The sequence below is a fragment of the Amycolatopsis albidoflavus genome (assembly GCF_039525725.1).
In the GTDB taxonomy this organism is placed as follows: Bacteria; Actinomycetota; Actinomycetes; order Mycobacteriales; family Pseudonocardiaceae; genus Amycolatopsis; species Amycolatopsis albidoflava.
The window spans coordinates 416,591-435,693 of record NZ_BAAAHV010000021.1 but is presented as its reverse complement, the minus strand read 5'-3'; the positions used below and the strand labels follow the sequence as shown (position 1 = coordinate 435,693).

Annotated in this window: 19 protein-coding genes; 10 read left to right on the top strand and 9 right to left on the bottom strand. The window is 70.1% G+C overall.

Features of this window, described 5'->3' with window-relative positions:
• Positions 1-36: 36 nt before the first annotated feature.
• The 7 genes from ABD156_RS32665 to ABD156_RS32635 all read right to left on the bottom strand — a co-directional run bounded on the left by ABD156_RS32665 (position 37) and on the right by ABD156_RS32635 (position 6,128).
• Positions 37-180 (bottom strand): hypothetical protein, encoded by a 144-nt coding sequence (locus tag ABD156_RS32665; protein WP_344282711.1) that lies wholly within the window; start codon positions 178-180, stop codon positions 37-39.
• 185 nt (positions 181-365) lie between these two features.
• Positions 366-2,192 (bottom strand): dynamin family protein, encoded by a 1,827-nt coding sequence (locus ABD156_RS32660; protein WP_344282708.1) that lies wholly within the window; start codon positions 2,190-2,192, stop codon positions 366-368.
• Positions 2,189-2,653, bottom strand: coding sequence for a nucleotide exchange factor GrpE (gene grpE, locus ABD156_RS32655; protein ID WP_344282705.1), 465 nt, complete (start codon positions 2,651-2,653; stop codon positions 2,189-2,191). The genes ABD156_RS32660 and grpE overlap by 4 nt, the downstream gene beginning before the upstream one ends.
• Positions 2,654-2,722: 69 nt before the next feature.
• Complete coding sequence (locus tag ABD156_RS32650; protein ID WP_344282702.1) at positions 2,723-3,325, bottom strand: TetR/AcrR family transcriptional regulator; 603 nt, start codon at positions 3,323-3,325, stop codon at positions 2,723-2,725.
• 7 nt (positions 3,326-3,332) lie between these two features.
• Entirely contained in the window at positions 3,333-3,812 is a 480-nt protein-coding gene (locus ABD156_RS32645) for a YqeB family protein (protein ID WP_344282699.1), read from the bottom strand.
• Positions 3,813-3,957: 145 nt separating this feature from the next.
• Positions 3,958-4,551, bottom strand: coding sequence for a hypothetical protein (locus ABD156_RS32640; protein ID WP_067577726.1), 594 nt, complete (start codon positions 4,549-4,551; stop codon positions 3,958-3,960).
• A gap of 32 nt (positions 4,552-4,583) precedes the next feature.
• Positions 4,584-6,128, bottom strand: coding sequence for a dynamin family protein (locus ABD156_RS32635; RefSeq protein ID WP_344282693.1), 1,545 nt, complete (start codon positions 6,126-6,128; stop codon positions 4,584-4,586).
• 166 nt (positions 6,129-6,294) lie between these two features.
• On the opposite strand from ABD156_RS32635, the gene ABD156_RS32630 reads away from it, so the two are divergent.
• The 8 genes from ABD156_RS32630 (at position 6,295) to trmB (ending at position 13,357) form a co-directional block, all read left to right on the top strand.
• Positions 6,295-7,512 (top strand): sensor histidine kinase, encoded by a 1,218-nt coding sequence (locus ABD156_RS32630; RefSeq protein WP_344282904.1) that lies wholly within the window; start codon positions 6,295-6,297, stop codon positions 7,510-7,512.
• On the top strand, positions 7,509-8,165 hold the full coding sequence (locus ABD156_RS32625) for a response regulator (RefSeq protein ID WP_344282690.1): 657 nt from the start codon (positions 7,509-7,511) through the stop codon (positions 8,163-8,165). The genes ABD156_RS32630 and ABD156_RS32625 overlap by 4 nt, the downstream gene beginning before the upstream one ends.
• 235 nt (positions 8,166-8,400) lie before the next feature.
• A complete protein-coding gene (locus ABD156_RS32620) occupies positions 8,401-9,336 on the top strand; it encodes an ABC transporter ATP-binding protein (protein WP_344282687.1) in 936 nt (311 codons plus the stop codon).
• A 28-nt stretch (positions 9,337-9,364) separates the two neighbouring features.
• Positions 9,365-10,111, top strand: coding sequence for an ABC transporter permease (locus ABD156_RS32615; protein WP_344282684.1), 747 nt, complete (start codon positions 9,365-9,367; stop codon positions 10,109-10,111).
• 156 nt (positions 10,112-10,267) lie between these two features.
• Positions 10,268-11,176 carry an ABC transporter ATP-binding protein gene (locus tag ABD156_RS32610; protein ID WP_344282681.1) on the top strand — a complete coding sequence of 303 codons (909 nt, stop codon included), beginning with the start codon at positions 10,268-10,270 and terminating at the stop codon, positions 11,174-11,176.
• A complete protein-coding gene (locus ABD156_RS32605) occupies positions 11,173-11,916 on the top strand; it encodes a hypothetical protein (protein ID WP_344282679.1) in 744 nt (247 codons plus the stop codon). Before ABD156_RS32610 ends, ABD156_RS32605 begins: the two co-directional genes overlap by 4 nt.
• Before the next feature lie 218 nt (positions 11,917-12,134).
• Complete coding sequence (locus ABD156_RS32600) at positions 12,135-12,629, top strand: hypothetical protein (RefSeq protein WP_344282901.1); 495 nt, start codon at positions 12,135-12,137, stop codon at positions 12,627-12,629.
• 20 nt (positions 12,630-12,649) lie between these two features.
• Entirely contained in the window at positions 12,650-13,357 is a 708-nt protein-coding gene (trmB, locus tag ABD156_RS32595) for a tRNA (guanosine(46)-N7)-methyltransferase TrmB (protein WP_344282676.1), read from the top strand.
• A gap of 128 nt (positions 13,358-13,485) precedes the next feature.
• Here trmB and ABD156_RS32590 read toward each other — a convergent pair whose 3' ends face one another.
• Positions 13,486-15,756 carry an FtsX-like permease family protein gene (locus ABD156_RS32590; RefSeq protein ID WP_344282673.1) on the bottom strand — a complete coding sequence of 757 codons (2,271 nt, stop codon included), beginning with the start codon at positions 15,754-15,756 and terminating at the stop codon, positions 13,486-13,488.
• Positions 15,753-16,448: an ABC transporter ATP-binding protein gene (locus ABD156_RS32585; RefSeq protein WP_116199489.1), complete on the bottom strand. Its 696-nt coding sequence runs from the start codon at positions 16,446-16,448 to the stop codon at positions 15,753-15,755. The genes ABD156_RS32590 and ABD156_RS32585 overlap by 4 nt, the downstream gene beginning before the upstream one ends.
• A gap of 187 nt (positions 16,449-16,635) precedes the next feature.
• Between ABD156_RS32585 and ABD156_RS32580 the strand changes: the two genes are divergently transcribed.
• Positions 16,636-18,438, top strand: coding sequence for a sensor histidine kinase (locus ABD156_RS32580; RefSeq protein ID WP_344282666.1), 1,803 nt, complete (start codon positions 16,636-16,638; stop codon positions 18,436-18,438).
• A complete protein-coding gene (locus ABD156_RS32575) occupies positions 18,435-19,088 on the top strand; it encodes a response regulator (protein ID WP_344282663.1) in 654 nt (217 codons plus the stop codon). Before ABD156_RS32580 ends, ABD156_RS32575 begins: the two co-directional genes overlap by 4 nt.
• Positions 19,089-19,103 lie beyond the last annotated feature (15 nt).

Below are 19,103 nucleotides of genomic sequence, written 5' to 3'. Positions count from 1 at the left end.
GCCGGTTCGGTTCCCGTCCACAAGCCGATCACCTGCTCACGGCGGCAAGTTGACCGGGAGGCCGGAGCCGGTGACGAAGACGCACCAGGTCCCGGCTTCTTCGCGGTTGAGATCGAGCCGGGTGTTCGTCGGCGGATGCGCGTCGCGACTGACCTCGACCTCGAAAGACGGCGACGCCACCGCCGGCGAGCAGCACCACCGCGCCCAGGCAGATGCCGACGATCAGCCCGCCCCGGCGGCGCTTCTTCGGCGGCTGCCATCGCGGCGGCGGAGGCCCGCCCCGCTGCGGGGCTGGCGGCGGTTTTCCCCACTTCGGCGGTTGCGGTCCAGGCGGCGGAGATCCAGGTCCGTACGTCACCGGCTGATCATGCCCGATCGCGGACCGTGCGGATGCGGGACAGCAGAGTCTCAGCCCGGGTGTGGCTTTCGGTCACGTCCTTGAGGCGTTTCGAGACGATCGCGATCTTCTTCGCCCGCTCCTGCGCGCTCATCTTGATCGTCTGGTCCACCTCCTTCAGCTCCGCCTCGATCGCCTCGATGCGGCGGCCCAGCGCCTCGTCGAGGGCGAGCGACAGCTGCTGTTCGGCCTCGATGAGTTGTTCGGCGATCAGCTGGTCAAGCGTTGAGCGGGCGTCGGCGATGGCTTCGACCAGCCATTGCTTCAGGTGCTGTTTGTCCGAGGCGTGCTTGCGAGTGCGCGCCATCCACCAGCCCGCGCCGAGGCCGATCACGATTGTCGCGGGGAGCACCACCGGGTTGAGGATCGCGACGCCGGCCAGCGGCAGGGCGGCGATCTTCCCCGCGCCGACACCGCCGGAAATGCCCATGAACACCAGCAGTTTGTCTTCGGCCGTCGGCGGTTTCTTGTCCGGCGGGCGCAGCACGACCGGCGGGCCGCCGGCGCGGGCGAACTGGGCGCGGATCACGTCGAGTTCCTCGGCGGAGAACAGCTCCGACAGCGCGGTGTTCGTGACCTGGTTCAGGCGTTGCGACAGCTGCATCGACACTCGCTGCGACGCGGTCTGCAGCGCGATGTCCACTTCCTGCGGCAACGCGGCCAGCTCGTCGCGCTTGGCCGCGTCGATGCGTTGGCGGAAATGCGCCTGTGCCTCGCGCATTTCGCGGCTGCTCTCGTGGCCGACCTCGACCCGCGTGCGCTGGATTTCGCCGCGCAACCGCAGCTGCCAGCCGCGAGTGGAAGTGCGGCGCTGGGACTGAAGATCGTCGCGGCGGGCGCGGAGTTGTTCGGCTTCCGCTTCGCCTGCCGACAGTGCCCGGCTTTCCGCTTGCAGCTTCGCCTTGATCCCGGCCAGCGCGCTCGACAGCGAGCGGAGCGTGTTGGCTTCCTTCAACATCATCGACCGGCCGACCAGCAGTTCCTGCAGCGCGACCTGCACCGCCGCGATGCCGGACTTCTCCCGCAGCATGGCGGCGACCTGCTCGTTCGGCGCCTTCGCGGCGGTCTCGAACACGCGCGCCGACACCGGGTGGAACACCGCGTCGGCGAAGCGCGGCGCGTGTTCGGCGAGCAGTTGGCGGTCGGCTTCCAGGATCTCGCGCCAGCCGCGGAACGCGTCGGTTTTGGCCAGCACGAAGACAACCGTCTCGACGCGGTCCGCGACCTCGCGCAGAAACTGCAGCTCAGTGGAGGTGAACGGGGCCGACGCGTCGACCACGAAGACCAGCGCGGTCGCTCCGGCGGCGGCCTCCTTGGCCAGCTCGCCGTGCAGCGAATCGAGGCCGCCGACGCCCGGGGTGTCGACCAGGGTCAGCCGTTCCAGCAGCGGGACCGGGCCGGAGACCTCGACGTAGCGCGGCGGCAGCTGTCCCGGCGGCAGTTCGTGCGAGGCGGACACCCAGTCGACCAGCTGCGTCAGGTCGAACGGCACCGAAGCCAGCTGACCGGGGTAGCAGGCTTGCGCGCCCCACTGCTGCGCGTGCTCGAAAACGAGGTAGGTCGCGGTGGCCACGTCAGCGTCCACAGGGGACAGTCCCGGAGTCGCGAGCAGGGCGTTGACCAGCGAACTCTTCCCGCGGTTCGTCTCGCCGACGACTACCACGGACGGTTTCTCCGAACGGGCCTTGCGCTGGTCCTCGACCCATTTCGCGGCCTGCGGATCAGCCTCGCGGACGACGCCGAGCAGCTGTTCACGAGCGGCCTGGACCTGAGCGGGGAGCGTCGGTGCGGTCACTGCGCCCGCTTCGCGTAGACGGTGACGATCGGTGCGCGCAACAGCCGTTCCTGGTCGGCGAACCCGACGACCTCGGTCTCCGCGACGACGCCTTCCAGCTCCGGATCGTCGGTGGGCACGGCGCCGCCCGCCTCGTGGCGCGCCGGGTCGAACCGTTCGCCTTCGGCACGCAACGCGGTGACGCCGATGTCGGCGAGCCCGTGTTCGAGCCGTTCCACGACGCCGCTGCTGCGGGCGCGGTCCAGCGCGTACAGGCAAAGCTGGATGAGCGCCTGCCGGTCGGAAAGCGCGCGTTCGAGGTCACCCGGGGCAGCTACGAGGTCCACATCGGGATCCGACGCATCCGCCGCGGCGTCGGTTCCGTCCGCTTCGGCGATGATCCGCGCGATGGCCTCCGCGCTGATCTCGCCGGTCGGCGCTTCGGCCGCGTCGGCTGCTTCCTCGTGGCCGAACCACGCCATCTAGACCCTCCCCTGGCCGTCCCCGTGATTCCACCAGTTTGCGGCGCCTCGGCGCGCGGCGGGGGCGGATCACTCAGACGGGCCGAGAATCCGCGTCAGCAACTGCCGCAGCACCGCCTGCTCATGTTCGACGTCCAGGTCGGGATCGAGGCTCGCGCGGGACAGCAAGGCGTCGACGAGCGCGACGATCCAGTTTCCCGCGTCAGCCGGGGACAGCATGGGGGATAAGCGCCCGGTCCGGACGCCGCGTTCGACCAAGCCCGCGAGGCCAACGCGCATGAGGTCGTCGTTGCTGCGGATCAGCTCGTTGAACTCGGGATCGCGCGCGGCTTGCGCGGCTGCTTCGAGGATCAGCCGCACGACACCGGGCAGGACGATCGCCGACGTCATCCGCGCGACCACGGCGAGCACGCCTTCCCACGGGTCGGCCATTTCCACCGCGGTGGCGAGCAGTTCCTCGTTCTCGGCGGTGTCCGCCTCGAAAATGCCGACGAACACCGCGCGCTTGCTGGGGAAATAGTGGAACAGGCTGCCGGAGCTGATCCCGGCGGCGCGGCAGATGTCCGCGGTGGAGGTCTTTTCGAAGCCGTCGCGGGCGAAGCACCCGGCTGCCGCGTCGAGAATCGCGCGCCGTTTCGCCGCGTGCTTCTCGGGGTCGACCGTCCTCACCACGGGGACATCATCGCTCAGGCGGCGGTTCGTCGAACCACGGGCGGCCGTGCGCGGTGAACGCTTCGGCCAGTTGCCGCCGGGAAAGGTCCGTCTTCTCCTTGGCCACTTCGCGATCGTTTTCGCCGAGCAGCACGAGCTTGCCGTCGTCGAAGAACACCGCGGTGAGGGGAGTGTCAATGCGCCGTCGGCGCTCACGTCGTTCGAGCGTGACGCGCGTGGCGGACACCGTGACGATCAGCCGGTCCCACGCCCAGAACCAGGCGAACGCCACCCCGAGCAGCAGCCCGACGACGACCGCGCCGATCAGCCGCCACGGCTGCGGGATCTGGTGCAGCAGCCGGAACGGGCCCTGCACCGGGAACCACGGCAGCGACGCGATCCAATCCGCGAGCGCCTGCCCGCCCCAGCCCAGCAGCGCCCCGCCGACCGGGCAGGCCAGCCAGGACCCGCGGCGCAGCCACGCCGGTTCGTCGACCACTGTCTCCATGGTGGGCAATAGTAGACCGCGCGCTCGGTTTATGAATATCCGGCCTGGTCGAACGCCCCAATGTGGCATTGGGTGCATGGGACGCACCGAACGCCACATTGGGTGCGTCTAACGCACCCAACGCCACATTGGGGGCACCGCGGGTTCAGGCGAGTTCGTGGATCAGCGAGCGCATGGCCTGATCAAGGGCCGGGACGTCCGCGGCCAGCCGGGACGAGACCAGCAGCTGGTGCTCCGCGGTCCGCAGCCAGACCCGGCCCGCGACCGGGATCTCCAGCACCGACAGCCGGAACGGCCGGGCGCGGCGGCCCAGCTCGACCTCGGTTTCGCGGACAAGGCGGCCCAAGCGTTCGCCGGCGAGGATTTGGCGGCGGTGGAAGCCGGACGAGACCGGACGGCGCGCCGCGGCGAAGTGTTCGGCGGCGGCCGGCGCGAAGTGCTGTGCCGCGAGGTCTATCGCCGAACCGTCGCCGGGAGCAGGGCTTTTCCGGCGGGTGCGGGCCGAACCGCGCTCGCGCAGGAAGGTCAGCAGGCCGTTCCACCACGGTTCCCACTGCGCCTGCACCGCCGCGCGGTCGAGGGCGGGCGGGACGTGCACCGGGACCGCAGGCTCCACTGGCGGCAGCAGCTGGCCGTCGGCGATCGAGAGCGCGAGGACGTCCCGGAGGAACAACGCCACGTCGACGTCGTGGTCGCTCCCCCAGTTCACCCGCCACGAGGTGGTGTCCTCCAGCCGCACGACATTCAGCCTACGCGTCGCGGGCGAGTTGTTTACTGTTCGCGAATCTGTTGCCAGATCAGGAAATAGGCGCGGTGCACGACGTGGGCCACGCGGCTTTGCGCCGGAGTCGCGCCGAACGACGCGAAAGAACGCCACCAGCCCGCGCGTTCCAGCGCGTGCGCCGCCAGCTCCGGGCGAGGCGCGCCGGGAAGGCCGAGCTGCGCGCCGATGTCGGCGTTGCTGCCGACCCGAAGCACCTCTTCCGCCAGGTCTTCCGGCATCTCGACCGCCCCCGACGCGACGAGCGTCAACGCCTCCAGCAACCGCAGCTGATGCGCTTCCGGACGGGCCAGCAGCACCTCGATCGCGTCGTGCACGCGCTGCCGTTCGCCCGGGTCGCCGGACGTGTGCGCGAGCGCGGTCACCGACGCCAGCGCGGCCGCGGCCTTGATCCCGTCCGCGCGGGCGGCGAAGACGATCGACAAGCGGCGGCGGACCGCGTCGAGTCCGGAGATGTCGAGAAGCTTGCGGCGCAACGCTCCCGCGGTGATCTCCGGTTCCGTGCGAATCGCCTCGACCGCGCAACGGATTCCGAAGAGGTCGAGCTTTTCCAGCAGCCGCAACCGGATCCCGGTCGGGATGTCGCACTCCCAGCTGGTGAAGATGTCGGCCGCGATGAGCATCGTCTCGAGGATGTCGTCGTCGAGCGCGGCGAGCTGGCCGAGTGCCTCGGCATCGGCGGAGGTGAACCCGCCGGACTCGGCCGATTCGGCGATCAGGCCGATCACCGGAAGCACGTCCGCGACGCGCGGCTTCAGCGTCGAGGCCTGTTTCTCGGCGAGCAGTTGCGCGGCCTTCCAAACGTCCCCGCCGGAGCCTTCGACAGATTCCGCGACGACCGTGTCCGCCTTGTTCAACACGGCGATCGCGTTGACCGGCCCTGCTTCCCGGCTCGCGGTCGCCGCGGTGAACGCGGCCAGCGCCTGCTGATCGTCCGCGCGCACGCCCTGGGTCACCACGTAGAGCACGGCCTCCGCGCCGGCGACGGCGTTGCGCGAGGTGTCGTCGAGGTCGTCGGAACCCTCATCCTGCTCGGCCGCGCCCAGCAGCTGCTCGGTCCGCGACACCGACGCCGCGTCGAGCGAGCCGAGGCCCGGCGTGTCGATCACGGTCATGTCCTGCAGCACCGCGTTGGTCAAGTACGCCTCGAGGTGCGAGACCTCGGAGATGTCGACGCCGAGTTCCGCCGGGATCGACCCGTCCGCGGCGAAGGGCAGCACCTGCTTGCGGCCGTCGAGGAACACCACCTCGACCCGGTCGACGGTGCCGTACTGGAACCGCGTGACCAGCCGCGTGCACTCGCCGACGTCGGTGGGCGCGACGAGCCGCCCGATCAGCGCGTTGACCAGCGTCGACTTGCCCGATTTGATCCGCCCGGCGACCGCCACCTGCAGCGGCGCGCCCAGCCGGCGCAGCACCTCGGCGAATCCGGCGGCCGTGCGCGGGGACACCTGGGACCGCAGCCGGTGGCACAGCTCCGCCACCGACGCGGACAGCGGGCCGGCGAGCCGCCCCCGTTCCGCCGCTGCCGTCACCGCCCCGGCCCCCTTCCGGCTCGTTCGCTCCCCCGTGCGGGAATCGTCGCATGCCGGTCATCCTTCGGTCGCACCGAAGGTGCTACCCGCGACCGACGCGCCCGCCGGCCGCGCGACCTACTGTTGAGTCGTGCGACGGCTCAGCCTCTGGATGCGTGCCCACCCGATGGTGGGGGACTCGCTGCTGGCGCTGTTTCTCGCCGCGTTCGACATCCTGGTGTTCGCCACCGGCGGCCTCGATCCCACGCTGCCCGGCCCGGAGTGGTACGTCGCGGTCCCGATCGACCTCGCCGTCGTCGCGCCGCTCGTCTTCCGCCGCAAACGGCCGGTGCTCGCCGCGTACATCGTGTACGTCATTTCATTCGCGCACAGCGCGCTGGACCTCGGGGTTTCCGGTCTGGCGGCGCTCGCGATCAGCCTCTACTCGGTCCAGGTCTACGTCGGGCGCAAGCAAGGCCTGCTCTACGGCGGCGCGTTCGTGGTGGCCATGGTCGTCACCGCGATCGTCAAACCCGAGCCGTCGATGGCGGCCCAGCTGCTGTTCAGCGCCTTCACCATCGCCTTCTGCTGGCTGCTCGGCGAGTTCATGTACGCCCGCCGCGCCTACCAGCGCGAACTGGAGGCCCGGCTGCACCTGCTGGAGACCGAACGCGACCAGGCCGCGCGCATCGCGGTGGCCGAGGAGCGCGGCCGGATCGCCAGGGAACTGCACGACGTGGTGGCGCATTCGGTGAGCGTGATGGTCGTGCAGGCCGACGGCGCGGCGCTCGCCCTGAAGTCCAATCCGGAGCTGGCCGGCCGCGCGCTCGGGACGATCTCCGAAACCGGCCGCGGCGCGCTCGGCGAACTGCGCCGGCTGCTCGACGTGCTGCGCAACGACCACGGCGACGGCGAACCGCGGGTGCCGCAGCCGGACGCGACCGCGCTGGGCGACCTCGCCGAGCGGATGCGCGCCGCGGGCGTCCCGGTGGACCTCGTCCTCGGCGACGGGCTGGACGAACTTCCCGCCGGGGTGTCGCTCGGGATCTACCGGATCGTCCAGGAATCGCTCACCAACACGCTCAAGCACGCCGGTGCCGGGGCCAGCGCCGCGGTGCGGGTGCAGCGGACCGGCGACCAGGTCGAGGTTCTCGTGCGCGACGACGGCGCCGGGCGAGCTCGGCGGCTGGAACAGGTCGGGGCGGGCGGAACTGGCGCGGCGGGGTCGGCTGGAGCGACTGGGGCGGCTCGGCAACCGGCGCCGCGGCTGTCGGTCGCGGGCGGGAACGGGCTGATCGGGATGCGGGAGCGGGCGAACGTGTACGGCGGAACACTGGAGGTGGGCCCCGCCGCCGGCGGTGGCTGGCAGGTGCGAGCGGTGCTGCCGGTTAGGTTGAACTCGTGATCCGAGTGGTGGTCGTCGACGACCAGGAACTGATGCGCGTCGGGTTCCGGATGGTGCTGGGCGCGCAGGCCGACATCGACGTGGTCGGGGAGGCCGGCGACGGCGCGCAAGCCGTGCGGATGGCCGCGGAACTGCGGCCCGACGTCGTGCTGATGGACGTGCGGATGCCGGTGCTCGACGGCGTCGAGGCGACGAAACAGATCGTCGCGGCCGGCACCGCGCGGGTGCTCGTGATGACCACCTTCGACCTCGACGAGTACGTCTACGCCGCGCTGCAGGGCGGCGCGTCCGGCTTCCTGCTCAAGGACACCCAGCCGGACTACCTGGTGTCCGCGCTGCGTTCGGTGGCCGACGGCGACGCGGTGATGTCGCCCTCGGTCACGCGCCGGTTGCTCGACCGGTTCGTCGGCTCCGGCGGCGCGGAAATGCGCGATCCGGCCGAACTCGACGTGCTGACCGACCGCGAACGCGAAGTGCTCGTGCTGATCGCGAAAGGCATGTCGAACATCGAAATCGCCGAGACGTTGTTCCTTTCCGAGGCTACGGTGAAAACACACGTGGGACGGATCCTGTCGAAACTCGACCTGCGCGACCGGGTGCAGGCGGTCGTCCTCGCGTACGAGACCGGGCTCGCCCGGCCGGGGATCGGCTGAAGCGTCCATTTCGGACACTGTCCACACCGGACCCCGCTGCGGATTTCGTAGCGGGGTCTTGGCGGTTCGGGCAAAATTCAGGGTCGGCTCAGGGACATCCCCCATCGCGCTCAACCCTGCGACACGATTGAGTACTACTCAGGTCGGGTAGCCGGTTCGGTCCACGGGATGACGCGAAAACGGCCGAGCTGAGACAGGATGAATTCCGTCAGCACCGCCGTAGAGGGAGCAGGGGATGATCGAGGCAACAGGTCTCACCAAGCGTTACGGGAACACGCTCGCGGTGAACAACCTGTCGTTCAGCGTGGCAGCGGGGAAAGTCACCGGATTCCTCGGTCCGAACGGCGCGGGCAAGTCCACCACCATGCGCATGATCCTCGGCCTGGACAACCCCACCGAGGGCCAGGTCCGGATCGGCGGGAAGCTGTATCACGACCTGAAGGAACCGCTGCGCACGGTCGGCGCGCTGCTCGACGCGAAATGGGTGCACCCCAACCGCTCGGCCCGCGCGCACCTGCAGTGGATGGCCCGGTCCAACCGGATCCCGGCGGCGCGGGTGGACGAGGTGCTCGACACCGTCGGCCTCACCAGCGTCGCGGGCAAGCGGGCCGGCGGGTTCTCGCTCGGCATGTCGCAGCGGCTGGGGATCGCCGCCGCGCTGCTCGGCGACCCGGAGGTGCTGCTGTTCGACGAGCCGGTGAACGGCCTCGACCCGGAGGGCATCCTCTGGATCCGGAAGTTCATGCAGCGCCTCGCCGCCGAAGGCCGGACCGTGTTCGTGTCGAGCCACCTGCTTTCGGAGATGGCGCTGACCGCGACCGATCTCGTGGTCATCGGCAAGGGCCAGCTGATCGCGCAGTCCACCACCGAGGAATTCGTGGCGCGGGCCGCGGAGAACACCGTGAAGGTGCGCTCGCCGCAGCTTCCGGCGCTGCGCCAGCAGCTGATCTCCGCCAGCGCGCAGGTGACCGATTCCGGCGAAGCGCTCATTGTGTCCGGAATGGACAGTGCGAAGATCGGCGAGATCGCCGCTTCGGCGAACCTCGTGCTGCACGAGCTGAGCCCGCAGACCGGCTCGCTCGAGCAGGCCTTCATGCAGATCACCGGCGACTCCGTCGAGTACCACACCGGGCTCGAGGCAGAGGCGCAGCAGGCCGCGGCCATCCGCTGACCACACTCTCGTTGGGAAGAGAAACATCATGACTTTGCTCGCGGTCGAACGCATCAAGCTCTTCACCACCCGGTCGCCGTGGTGGTGCGCCCTCATCGCCGTCGTTCTCACCGTCGGTTTCGCCGCCCTCATGGCCACCGCGCTGCCGAGCGGGGAATCGATCACCGTCGCCAGCACCCAGGCCGGACACCAGTTCGGCATCGCGGTGATCATGGTGCTGGCAGCGCTTTCGGTGACCACCGAATACCGCTTCGGCACGATCCGCACCACGTTCCAGGCGGTGCCGCACCGGGGCAGCGTGCTCGTCGCCAAAGCCACCGTCGTCGCGCTGCTGTCGTTCGTGATCGGCGAGATCGCCGCCTTCGGCGCGTGGGCGCTCGGCTACGCGATCCGCCCGTCGGACTCGGTGGCGCTGAACACCTCCGCGGACTGGATCAACGTCGCGGGAGTCGGCGTCGTGTTCGCCTTCGCCGCGGTGATCGCGGTGGCGGTCGGCACGCTGATCCGGCACAGCGCCGGCGCGCTCTCGCTGCTGCTGATCTACGTGCTGGCGGTGGAAAGCCTCGTGCAGCTGATCCCGACGGTCGGCCCGAAGATCCACCAGTGGATGCCGTTCAACGTCGCGGAGCGCTTCCTCGGCGGTTCGGCTTCCTCGCGAGGGCCGGGCCTGCCGGACGCGGTGCTGTCGCAGTGGGGCTCGCTGGCCTACTTCGCCGGGGTGGCCGTGGTGCTGCTGGCCATCGCGGTCGGCGTCGCGAAGAAGCGCGACGCGTAAAGACCCACAGGGGCGTTCGGACGAGTCAGGCGGGGGCCGGGCCAGCCGAACAAGGGGAAAAAGGGGAAAAGGGGAACAAGATCCGGGTCGCCTTTCGGGGGGCGGCCCGGATCTTTTCGTTTCGGTAGAGTTCGGGTCCACGAGAAGGGGGACGGCGTGCTCCAAGCGACTGGACTCACCAAGTCCTATGGCGACACCGTCGCGGTGCGGGACCTGACGTTCACCGCGGAAGCCGGTCGCGTCACCGGATTCCTCGGCCCGAACGGGGCGGGAAAATCCACCACGATGCGGCTGCTGCTCGGGCTCGACGCGCCCACCGCGGGCACCGCGCACATCGAGGGCAAGCCGTACCGGCAGCTGTCCGATCCGCTGCGCACGGTCGGCGCGCTGCTCGACGCGACGTGGCGGCACCCGGGTCGCTCCGCCCGCCAGCACCTGCGTTTCCTCGCCGCGACGAACGGGCTGCCGGACCGGCGCGCCGACGAGGTGCTGGACCTCGTGGGGCTGTCCGCGGTGGCGCGCAAGCGGGCGGGCACGTTCTCGCTCGGCATGCTGCAGCGGCTCGGCATCGCGTCCGCGCTGCTCGGCGACCCGCGTGTGCTGCTGTTCGACGAACCGGTGAACGGCCTCGACCCCGAGGGCGTGCACTGGGTGCGCCAGCTGCTGCACGGGCTCGCCGCGGAGGGCCGCACGGTGTTCGTGTCGAGCCACCTGCTGCCGGAGATGGAACAGACCGCGCAGGATCTCGTGGTGATCGGCCGCGGCCAGCTCATCTATCAAGGCACCATGGCCGATTTCGTGGCCCGCGCCGGTTCGCGCGGGGTCCGGGTGCGCACGCCGCACGCCGACGCGCTGCGAAAAGCGCTCACCGAAGCGCGCGCGGTTTTCACCGAGGATTCCGGTGCGTTCCTCGTGTCCGAAATGGACAGTGACGCGATCGGCGAACTCGCCTACGCCGCGCGCGCCACGCTGCACGAGCTGAGCCCGCTGGCCGGTTCCCTCGAACACGCCTACCTCGAATTGACCGGCCAGGCGGCCGAATTCACCAGTGGAGGTGCGCGGTGAATCTGCTGCGGGCGGAACGGATCAAGCTTTTCAGCACTCGCGCGCCGTGGTGGTGCGCGCTGATCGCGGTGGCCGCGCCGATCGCGTTCACCGCGTTGTTCCTCGGGCTTTCCGGGGCGGAAATCACCGCGGACGTGAGCAACACCCAGCTCGCCACGAGCACCGGCCGCACGGTCGCGCTGGTGCTGGCGGTGCTCGCCGCGACCGCGGACTTCAGCTGGGGCACGCTGCGGTTGACTTTTCAAGCAGTGCCGACGCGGACGCCCGCGCTGCTCGCCAAGGGCGCCGTGGTGTTCACGGCCTGTGCGGTGCTGGGCCTGCTCGCCGGCGTCGGCTCGTGGGGAATGGCGCACCTCGTGCGGCCGGACGCCGACCTCGGCCTGCACTCCGGAGCGGACTGGCGGATCGTGTTCGGCCAGCTCCTGACGTTCGCGCTGACCGGGCTGCTCGGCGTCGGCGTCGGCCTGCTGCTGCGCAGTTCCGCGCTGACGCTGGCGATCGTGCTCGTGTGGACGCAGCTGGTCGAGGGCCTGGTGCTGCTGATTCCCAAGATCGGCAGCGATCTCTACCAGTGGATGCCGTTCTACGCCGCTTCGCAGTTCGCCGGTGGCGATTTCACCAGGACGACGCTGAAACTGTCGCCGCCTTTCGGCCCGTGGGGTTATCTCGCGTATTTCGCGGCGATCAGCGTGGTGTTGTTCGCCGCGGGCGTGGCGACCGCGAATCGGCGGGACGCCTGACCTGCACGTGCACATTCCCGATTGCGTGGCGGGCAATCGGATTAAATTCACGTAAACCGGTGTGGCTTCTCTCACAGGGAGCGGACATACTGTCGGAAAGCCACGGATATTCACAGCAGAGCCCCGTCTCAGCTCTCCGGAGGTGAACCGTGACGGTGGACGTTGATCAGGAACTCATTTCCCGCGACGCTGCGGTACCGACCCCCCGGCTCGAGCCGATGCTGGACCTCGAATGGTCCCAGGCGATCGAACTGCCCCGGTTCGCGCTGCCCGCGACCCGGCCCGCCGAGCTGCGTCAGGCGTGGGTGCACCGCGCCCCCGAGGACGCGGTGCTCGGGCTGTACCGCCGGACGAGCGGCACGGACGACGCACTGCCCGCGCCCTGGTGGCTGCGCGCGGTCGCGAGCGGGCGGCTCGAATCGCGCGAACTCGGCTTCCGCATCGAAGACCGGGTGGCGCAGCTGCTCGGCAAGCGGATGGGCTGGGAGTTCGTGCCGTGGGCGGCCGACGGCGAATCCGGGTACTGGGAGTTCATGCCCTCCGAACGCGGCAAGTCCGGCCATTCCATCCCGACGACCGTGCTGAACACCGACCGGCACGACGGCTGGATCGACGTGCTGCCCGCGCATTCCGCCCGCGCCCCGGAGCCGGTGGCGGTCGCCGGACTGGCCGGGTTGCGCTCCCGGCTCGGGGAGTTCGAAGCGGTCCGCTGACCCGCCCGTATGTTGTCCGGGTGGAGAACGAGGACCAGCCACGGCTGCGCAGCGTGGTCAGCTACGTCAAACGCGGCGGACGGATGACCGTCGGCCAGCAGCGAGCCTGGGAAGAACACTGGCCGCGACTCGGCCGGACGGTGTCGGAGCTGCCTGCCGGGCCGGTCGACTTCACGGCCTGGTTCGGCCGGGAAGCGCCGGTCATGCTGGAGATCGGCTCCGGCATGGGCGAGACGACCTCGCAGCTGGCCGCCGCCGCGCCGGAGCTGAACTATGTCGCCGCCGAGGTGTACGACCCCGGGCTTGGGCAGTTGATGCTGCGCGCGGAAAAGCTCGGCGTGACAAACCTGCGGCTGATGCACGGCGACGCGGTGGTCCTGCTGACGTCGCACGTCGAGCCCGGCACGCTGTCCGGCGTGCGGTTGTTCTTCCCGGACCCGTGGCCGAAGAAGCGCCACCACAAGCGGCGGATCGTGCAGCCGGAGTTCGTGGCGTTGATCGCCTCTCGGCTCGCGCCGGGTGGGACATTCCACATGGCGACGGACTGGGAGCACTACGCGGAGCAGATGCTCGAGGTGTGCTCGGCGGAGCCTGCGCTGCGGAACCGGTATGCGGATGAGCCAGGTGGCTGGGCGCCGCGGCCGGAGTGGCGGCCGGTGACGAAGTTCGAACAGCGGGCCGACCGGGAGGGGCGGGTTTCGCACGACTTGATCTTCGAGAAGCGCTGATCTCGGCGTTGATCTTGGACTGATCGCGAAGTGCCGAAGGGCCGTCGCCGGGTTCCCATCCCCGGCAACGGCCCTTCGTTCCCTTCACCCCCGGTGCCGCCCCTCCCCCGACGAGGGGCGGCCGCCAGCTATTCGTCGGCCAGTGGTTCCGCCTGAACCCGCTTCAGCGCGGGCGTGCAGACCGACGCGCCGAGCAGCGCGACCCCGATTCCGAGCACCACCGGTGCGGCGATCCACGGGCTGAACACGACCGACCCCCGTTCCATCGTTGCCATGAACAGCCCGAGGCCCACCACGACGCCGGTCACGCCCGCACCGATGGTCGCGACAAGGGCAGGCAGCGCGGCTTCCATTCGCAACGCCCGGGACAGCACCCGCACCGGTGTGCCCGCCGCCATCAGGGCGCCGAACGTCCGGCGGCGGTCCATGACCGAGCCCGCGGTCGCGACGGCGGCGCTGCAGCCGGCGAGGATGCCCGCCGCGATCAGGCCGATGACGGTGACCCGGCGCAGGTCGCTGAGCTGCACTTGCTGTCCGTAGAGGTGCTGCTCGCGGCTGCCGATTTCCTCTCCGACCGCGTTCGGCACCAGCGCGGTCCGCACGGCCTCGCGGTTCGCCTCAGCGGTCGGCACGACCAGGGTGACCTGGCTCGGCTTGATGCCGGCCGGCACCGCGGACGGGTCGATCACGTATTCGCCGAAGCTGTTGTGCTTTTCCGGCTGGTAGGTGCCCGTCTTGACCGCGCCGAGCGGGATGCCGGTGCTGTCGTCGCCGCCGAACCGCGCGACCCGCAGGTTGCCGGTGTCCAGCTGGTACGGCGTGTACAGCCCGACACCGGGCTTGCAGTCCTGCTGCGTGATCCCGAGCCGGGTCAGCTTCGCGGCGTCGGCGCAGTTCATGACGTAGGCACGCTGCATCGACCGGTAGTTCCCCTCGCCCTGCATCACGTAGACGCTGGCCACCGGGACGACGCGTTCGGACAGTCCGGCCTTCGCGAGCGTCGCGTTGGTCCGCTCGGTCGCCTCGGGAGCCCGGTTCGCGGTGACGTCGACGTACAGCGCCGAGTCCACGTATTGGCGTCCGCCGCCGGCGAGGGATTCGATCGACGGCAGCAGGGTGAGCGCCATCGACCCGGTGAACACCGCGAGCACGATCCCCGCCGAAGCCCGGTAAGAACCCTTGGGGTCATTGCGCAGCCGACGTCCGGCCAGCAGCGACGACGGGCGTCGCCAGGCCCGCACGAACGTGCCGCCGACCGCTGAGGTCACCCAAGGCCCGACCACCATCGCCGAACCGACCACCAGCAACAGGCCGAACAGCACCAGGTTGCTGCTGCCGCCGCCCCGCGCGCCGAAAACGGTGTAGAAGAAGAACAATCCGGCCGCGGGCAGCGCGAGCAATCGCCACCAGCGCAACGGTTTCACGGTATGCCCGCCGCTCGCGAACAGCGGCGTGCGCACCACCCGGCGCAGGCCGAGCACCCCGGCGAGCACGACCAGCACCGGGACCAGCAGCACGGCCAGCACAGTCAGCCCGACCGGCAGCGCGAAGTCCGACGCCAGCCAGGTTCCGCCGTCCCACGGCACGAAGGTGGCCAAGCCGCGCAGCGCCGGGCTCAGCAGCAGGCCGAGCAGCGCGCCGACGCCTGCGGACAATCCGGTTTCGGCGGCGACCATCGCAGTCACCTGACCCGGTGTCGCACCGGCCAAGCGGATCGCGGCGAGCCGTTGTTCGCGGCGGGCGGCGGTGAGCCGGGCCGACGACGCGACCAGCACCAGGCTCGGCACGAGCAACACGATGATGCCGACCCAGGACAACACCGTCAGCAGGCCGTCCGGATGTCCCTGTCCCCCGGGGAAGGCCGAGGCCGGGAACGCGTCCTGGCCGGGCAGGTCCTTGTGCCCGTACGGCCGCATCTCCTGCGTGCTGTGCCCGACCAGCGCGACGAGCTGTTCCGGGTACCGCAGCGCCTCGTCGCCGAAGGCCGCGACCGGCTTGCCGAAGCGGTTTCCCAGCTGATCGGCGGGGGTGGCGTTGAGCAGTTTCCCGAGCGCGGGCGACACGATCGTCTCGCCGGGGCCGGGCAGCTGCGGGATGCCCGGGGGCAGTCGCAGCGAATCGACCGGGCCGGTGACCGCGATGTCGACGCGGGCGACCTGCTTGCCGTCGAAGTAGTCCTTGGAGGAGTTGACGAGCAGGGCGTTCTGCTGGCCGGAGTCGTAGCGGCCGCTGCTCTGCCACAGCGCCCGCTGCTCGCGCGCCTGAGTGGCGTACGGCAGGGTCGCCAGCAGCAGGACGAGCCCGGTCGCGACGGCGACGCCGACCGCGGTGAGGATCGCCGAGGTGCGGGTCCGCCGGTCGCCGCGCAGCACCCGCAGGGCGAGCTGGAACGGGTTCATGCCGCGAGCCTCGTCGCGATCAGGCCGTCGCGGATCGCCACGGTGCGCGGCATCGATTCGGCGAGTTCCCGGTCGTGGGTCACCACGAGCACGGCGGCGCCAGACGCCTGTGCGGCGGCCAGCAGCGCGTCCATCGTCTCGCGGCCGGTGCGGGTGTCGAGCGCGCCGGTCGGCTCGTCGGCGAAGATCACCTTCGGCCGGTGGGTGAGCGCGCGGGCGATCGCCACGCGCTGCGCCTCGCCGCCGGAAAGCTCGCCGGGACGGCGGGCTTCTTTGCCGGACAACCCGAGTTTGCCGAGCCATTCCCGCGCCGCCGCAATGGCTTCGCCACGAGTTCCGCCGGCCAGCAGCGACGGAAGTGCGACATTCTCTTCCGCGGTCAGTTCGGACACGAGCATTCCGGATTGGAAGACGAAACCGAATTCGGTACGCCGCAGTTCGCTGCGCCGCTTTTCGCCGAACTGGTCGATCCGCTGTCCCTGCAACCAGATCTCGCCGCTGTCGGCGCGCAGGATGCCGGCCAGCACGTGCAGCAGCGAGGTTTTGCCGGATCCGGACGGGCCGACGATGGCGATCGCCTCGCCCGGCTGGACGTCGATGTCGATTCCGGCCAGCGCGTGCTGCTGCCCGTAGCGCTTCACCAGCCCGCGCCCCGACAACACCGGTCCGGCGCTCCACTGTGGATTCGTCATCCGCCAGCTCTCTCCCTGTTTCCGTCATTCGTCTTCGACTGCGACGGAAGGCAGCTTCGCGGATTCGGGCGGAGGTCCACTTCGGGCAGACGGCCGGTAACGGCGGAGCCGCCATCGGCCGATCGGCCGATGGCGACGAACCACGTGGCCAAGGTGCGCGCGGGCGCGAATCATCTACCGTCACGGTGTGCCGCACTCCCCGCCGTCGAAAACGCTTGCCGCGCGGGCGACCGAACTCGCCCGCCGCCTCGACATGTCCGTGCTCGTGCTGCTCGCCGCGCTGGCGTTCGACCTCGTGTTCGTGACTGACGCGGCACTCGACAACGTCGGCCCGCGATTCGTCGACCTCGGGCTGTTCCCCGGTGTTTTCTCGATGGCGGCGTGCGCGTTCTGGGCTCGCAAACGCGCGGCGGTGGCGGGTGTGTTCGGCGCGCTGACGCTGATGTTCTGCACCTTCGTCATCCGATATCTCGCTGTCCCGACGTACTCCAGCGTGCTGGCGAATCTGACCGTCACCGAGTTCGTCGCCGGGATCGAGATGGTCTATTTCCTCGCCCGCCGGGCTCGCCCCGGGGTCGCCTTCGCGGTGATCAGCGCGCTGGTGATGGGCGCGCTCACCGCGGTTTTCGGCCGCGGCTCCTACCGCGACCTGTCCGCCAGCAGCATCGCGCAGACCATGCTGTTCGGGTTCCTGTTCCTCGTCGGGACGGTGATCACCGGCGCGGTCGGCCGCCCGCGCCGCGAACGGGACCCGGCGACGGTGGAACGCCTGCGCACCATGCACCGGTTCACCGAATTGGTGCGCGGCCAGTGGCCGTTGATCGGCATGCTCGGCATCGGCGTGCTGATCGAATTCGGCTACACCTACGAAAGCGGCAGCCGCGGTTTCCCGCTGCTGGCCTGCTCGATCGGCGCCGCCGCGGTGACCGCGCTGTCGCCGCGCCGTCCGCGAGACGCGATTCTCGTGGTGGCCGGGATCCTTCTGCTGTCCGCGCTCGCGACGCCGTTCCTGCATCCCAGCCACAGCTACCAACTGCTCGGCGGCATCCCGCCGACCCAGATCGTGGCCGCCTTCGGCGTGGTCGTGAACGTCGTGCGCGCGGTGCCGCTGGCCCGGGCGTGGCCACGGATCGCGCTGCTGTCCGGCGTGGTCGCGGTCGGCACGATCCTGAACTTCAGCCAGTACCGCACCGGCCGCCTGCTCACCGACCCGGCGACGCTCGGGATGCTCGCCACCGTCGCGGTCCTGCTCCTCGGCATCGCCATCGCGATCGGCCTCTACCTGCGTTCCCGCGATTCCGAGCGCGCGCAGGTGGTGAAATCGGCGGTCACCGACGCGCAGACGTCCGAGCGGATGGCGCTGGCCAGGGAGCTGCACGACGTCGTCGCGCACCACGTGACCGGGATCGTCGTGCAGGCGCAGGCCGCGCGGATGATGGGGGAGAAGAACCCGGAGCTCGCGCTGGAGGCGATGGGCCGGATCGAGAACGCCGGTGTCGAGGCGCTCGCCGCGATGCGCCGCCTGGTCCGCAGCATGCGCGGCGACGCACAGGCCGGTTCGGGCGAATTCAACGAGCAGGCGACCACCGACCTGGCCGCCGACCTGCACCGGCTCGTCGAAGCGGGCAACCACGGCGTGCCGACGAAACTGGAGCTCAACCTTCCGCCGGACCTGCCGCACGAGGTCGGCCGGTCGGCGCTGCGGCTGGTCCAGGAGTCGCTCACGAACGTCGGCAAGCACGCCTCGGACGCCACCGAGGCGCTCGCGCTGGCCGAGGTCGTCAACGGCGAACTGCACTTGCGGGTGACCGACAACGGCAGCGGGCAGACTCATCGTCCGGCCGGCGGATCGGGCGGATACGGTCTGGTCGGCATGCGCGAACGCGTCGCGCTGCTGCACGGCAGGCTTTCGGCAGGCCGCGAGCCGAACGGCGGCTGGCGGGTCGAGGCGTGGCTGCCGCTCGAGGCGAACGGGGAGACAGACGGGTGATCCGGGTACTGATCGCGGACGACCAGGAAATGGTGCGGATGGGCTTCCGCATGATCCTGGACGCCCAGGACGACATCGAGGTGGTCGCGGACGTGCCGGACGGGATCTCCGCGGTCTCGAAGGCGCGCGAACTGCGCCCGGACGTCTGCCTGCTCGACATCCGCATGCCGGGGCTCGACGGGCTGGAGGTCACCCGCCAGCTGGCCGGGCCGGAGGTCGCCGACCCGCTGAAGGTCGTCGTGGTGACCACCTTCGATCTCGACGAATACGTGCACACCGCGCTGCGCAACGGAGCGAGCGGCTTTCTGCTCAAGGACGCCGGTCCCGCGCTGCTGATCGAAGCGGTGCGCGCAGCCGATCGCGGCGACGCGCTGGTGTCGCCGCAGATCACCGTGCGGCTGCTGAAGCATTTCGACGGCGGCACCATCGCCAAGCGCGAGGCTCCGGCACCGTCGGAACCGCTCACCGCGCGCGAGATGGACGTGGTGAAAGCTGCCGCACGAGGACTCACGAACACCGAGATCGGCGCGGAGCTGTTCCTGTCGCTGTCGACGGTCAAGACGCATTTGGCTTCGGTACAGGGCAAAGTCGGCGCGCGTAACCGAGTGGAAATCGCAGCTTGGGCTTGGCGTAGCGGCGTAGTGGATTAACCGCTACTGGCACGC

Bases quoted from the DNA above. Each gene is read 5' to 3' on its own strand.
- grpE (WP_344282705.1), bottom strand. From the start codon at position 2,653: ATGGCGTGGTTCGGCCACGAGGAAGCAGCCGACGCGGCCGAAGCGCCG.
- ABD156_RS32645 (WP_344282699.1), bottom strand. From the start codon at position 3,812: ATGGAGACAGTGGTCGACGAACCGGCGTGGCTGCGCCGCGGGTCCTGG.
- ABD156_RS32630 (WP_344282904.1), top strand. From the start codon at position 6,295: ATGGTGGGGGACTCGCTGCTGGCGCTGTTTCTCGCCGCGTTCGACATC.
- ABD156_RS32620 (WP_344282687.1), top strand. From the start codon at position 8,401: ATGATCGAGGCAACAGGTCTCACCAAGCGTTACGGGAACACGCTCGCG.
- ABD156_RS32615 (WP_344282684.1), top strand. From the start codon at position 9,365: ATGACTTTGCTCGCGGTCGAACGCATCAAGCTCTTCACCACCCGGTCG.
- ABD156_RS32600 (WP_344282901.1), top strand. From the start codon at position 12,135: ATGCTGGACCTCGAATGGTCCCAGGCGATCGAACTGCCCCGGTTCGCG.
- ABD156_RS32590 (WP_344282673.1), bottom strand. From the start codon at position 15,756: ATGAACCCGTTCCAGCTCGCCCTGCGGGTGCTGCGCGGCGACCGGCGG.
- ABD156_RS32585 (WP_116199489.1), bottom strand. From the start codon at position 16,448: ATGACGAATCCACAGTGGAGCGCCGGACCGGTGTTGTCGGGGCGCGGG.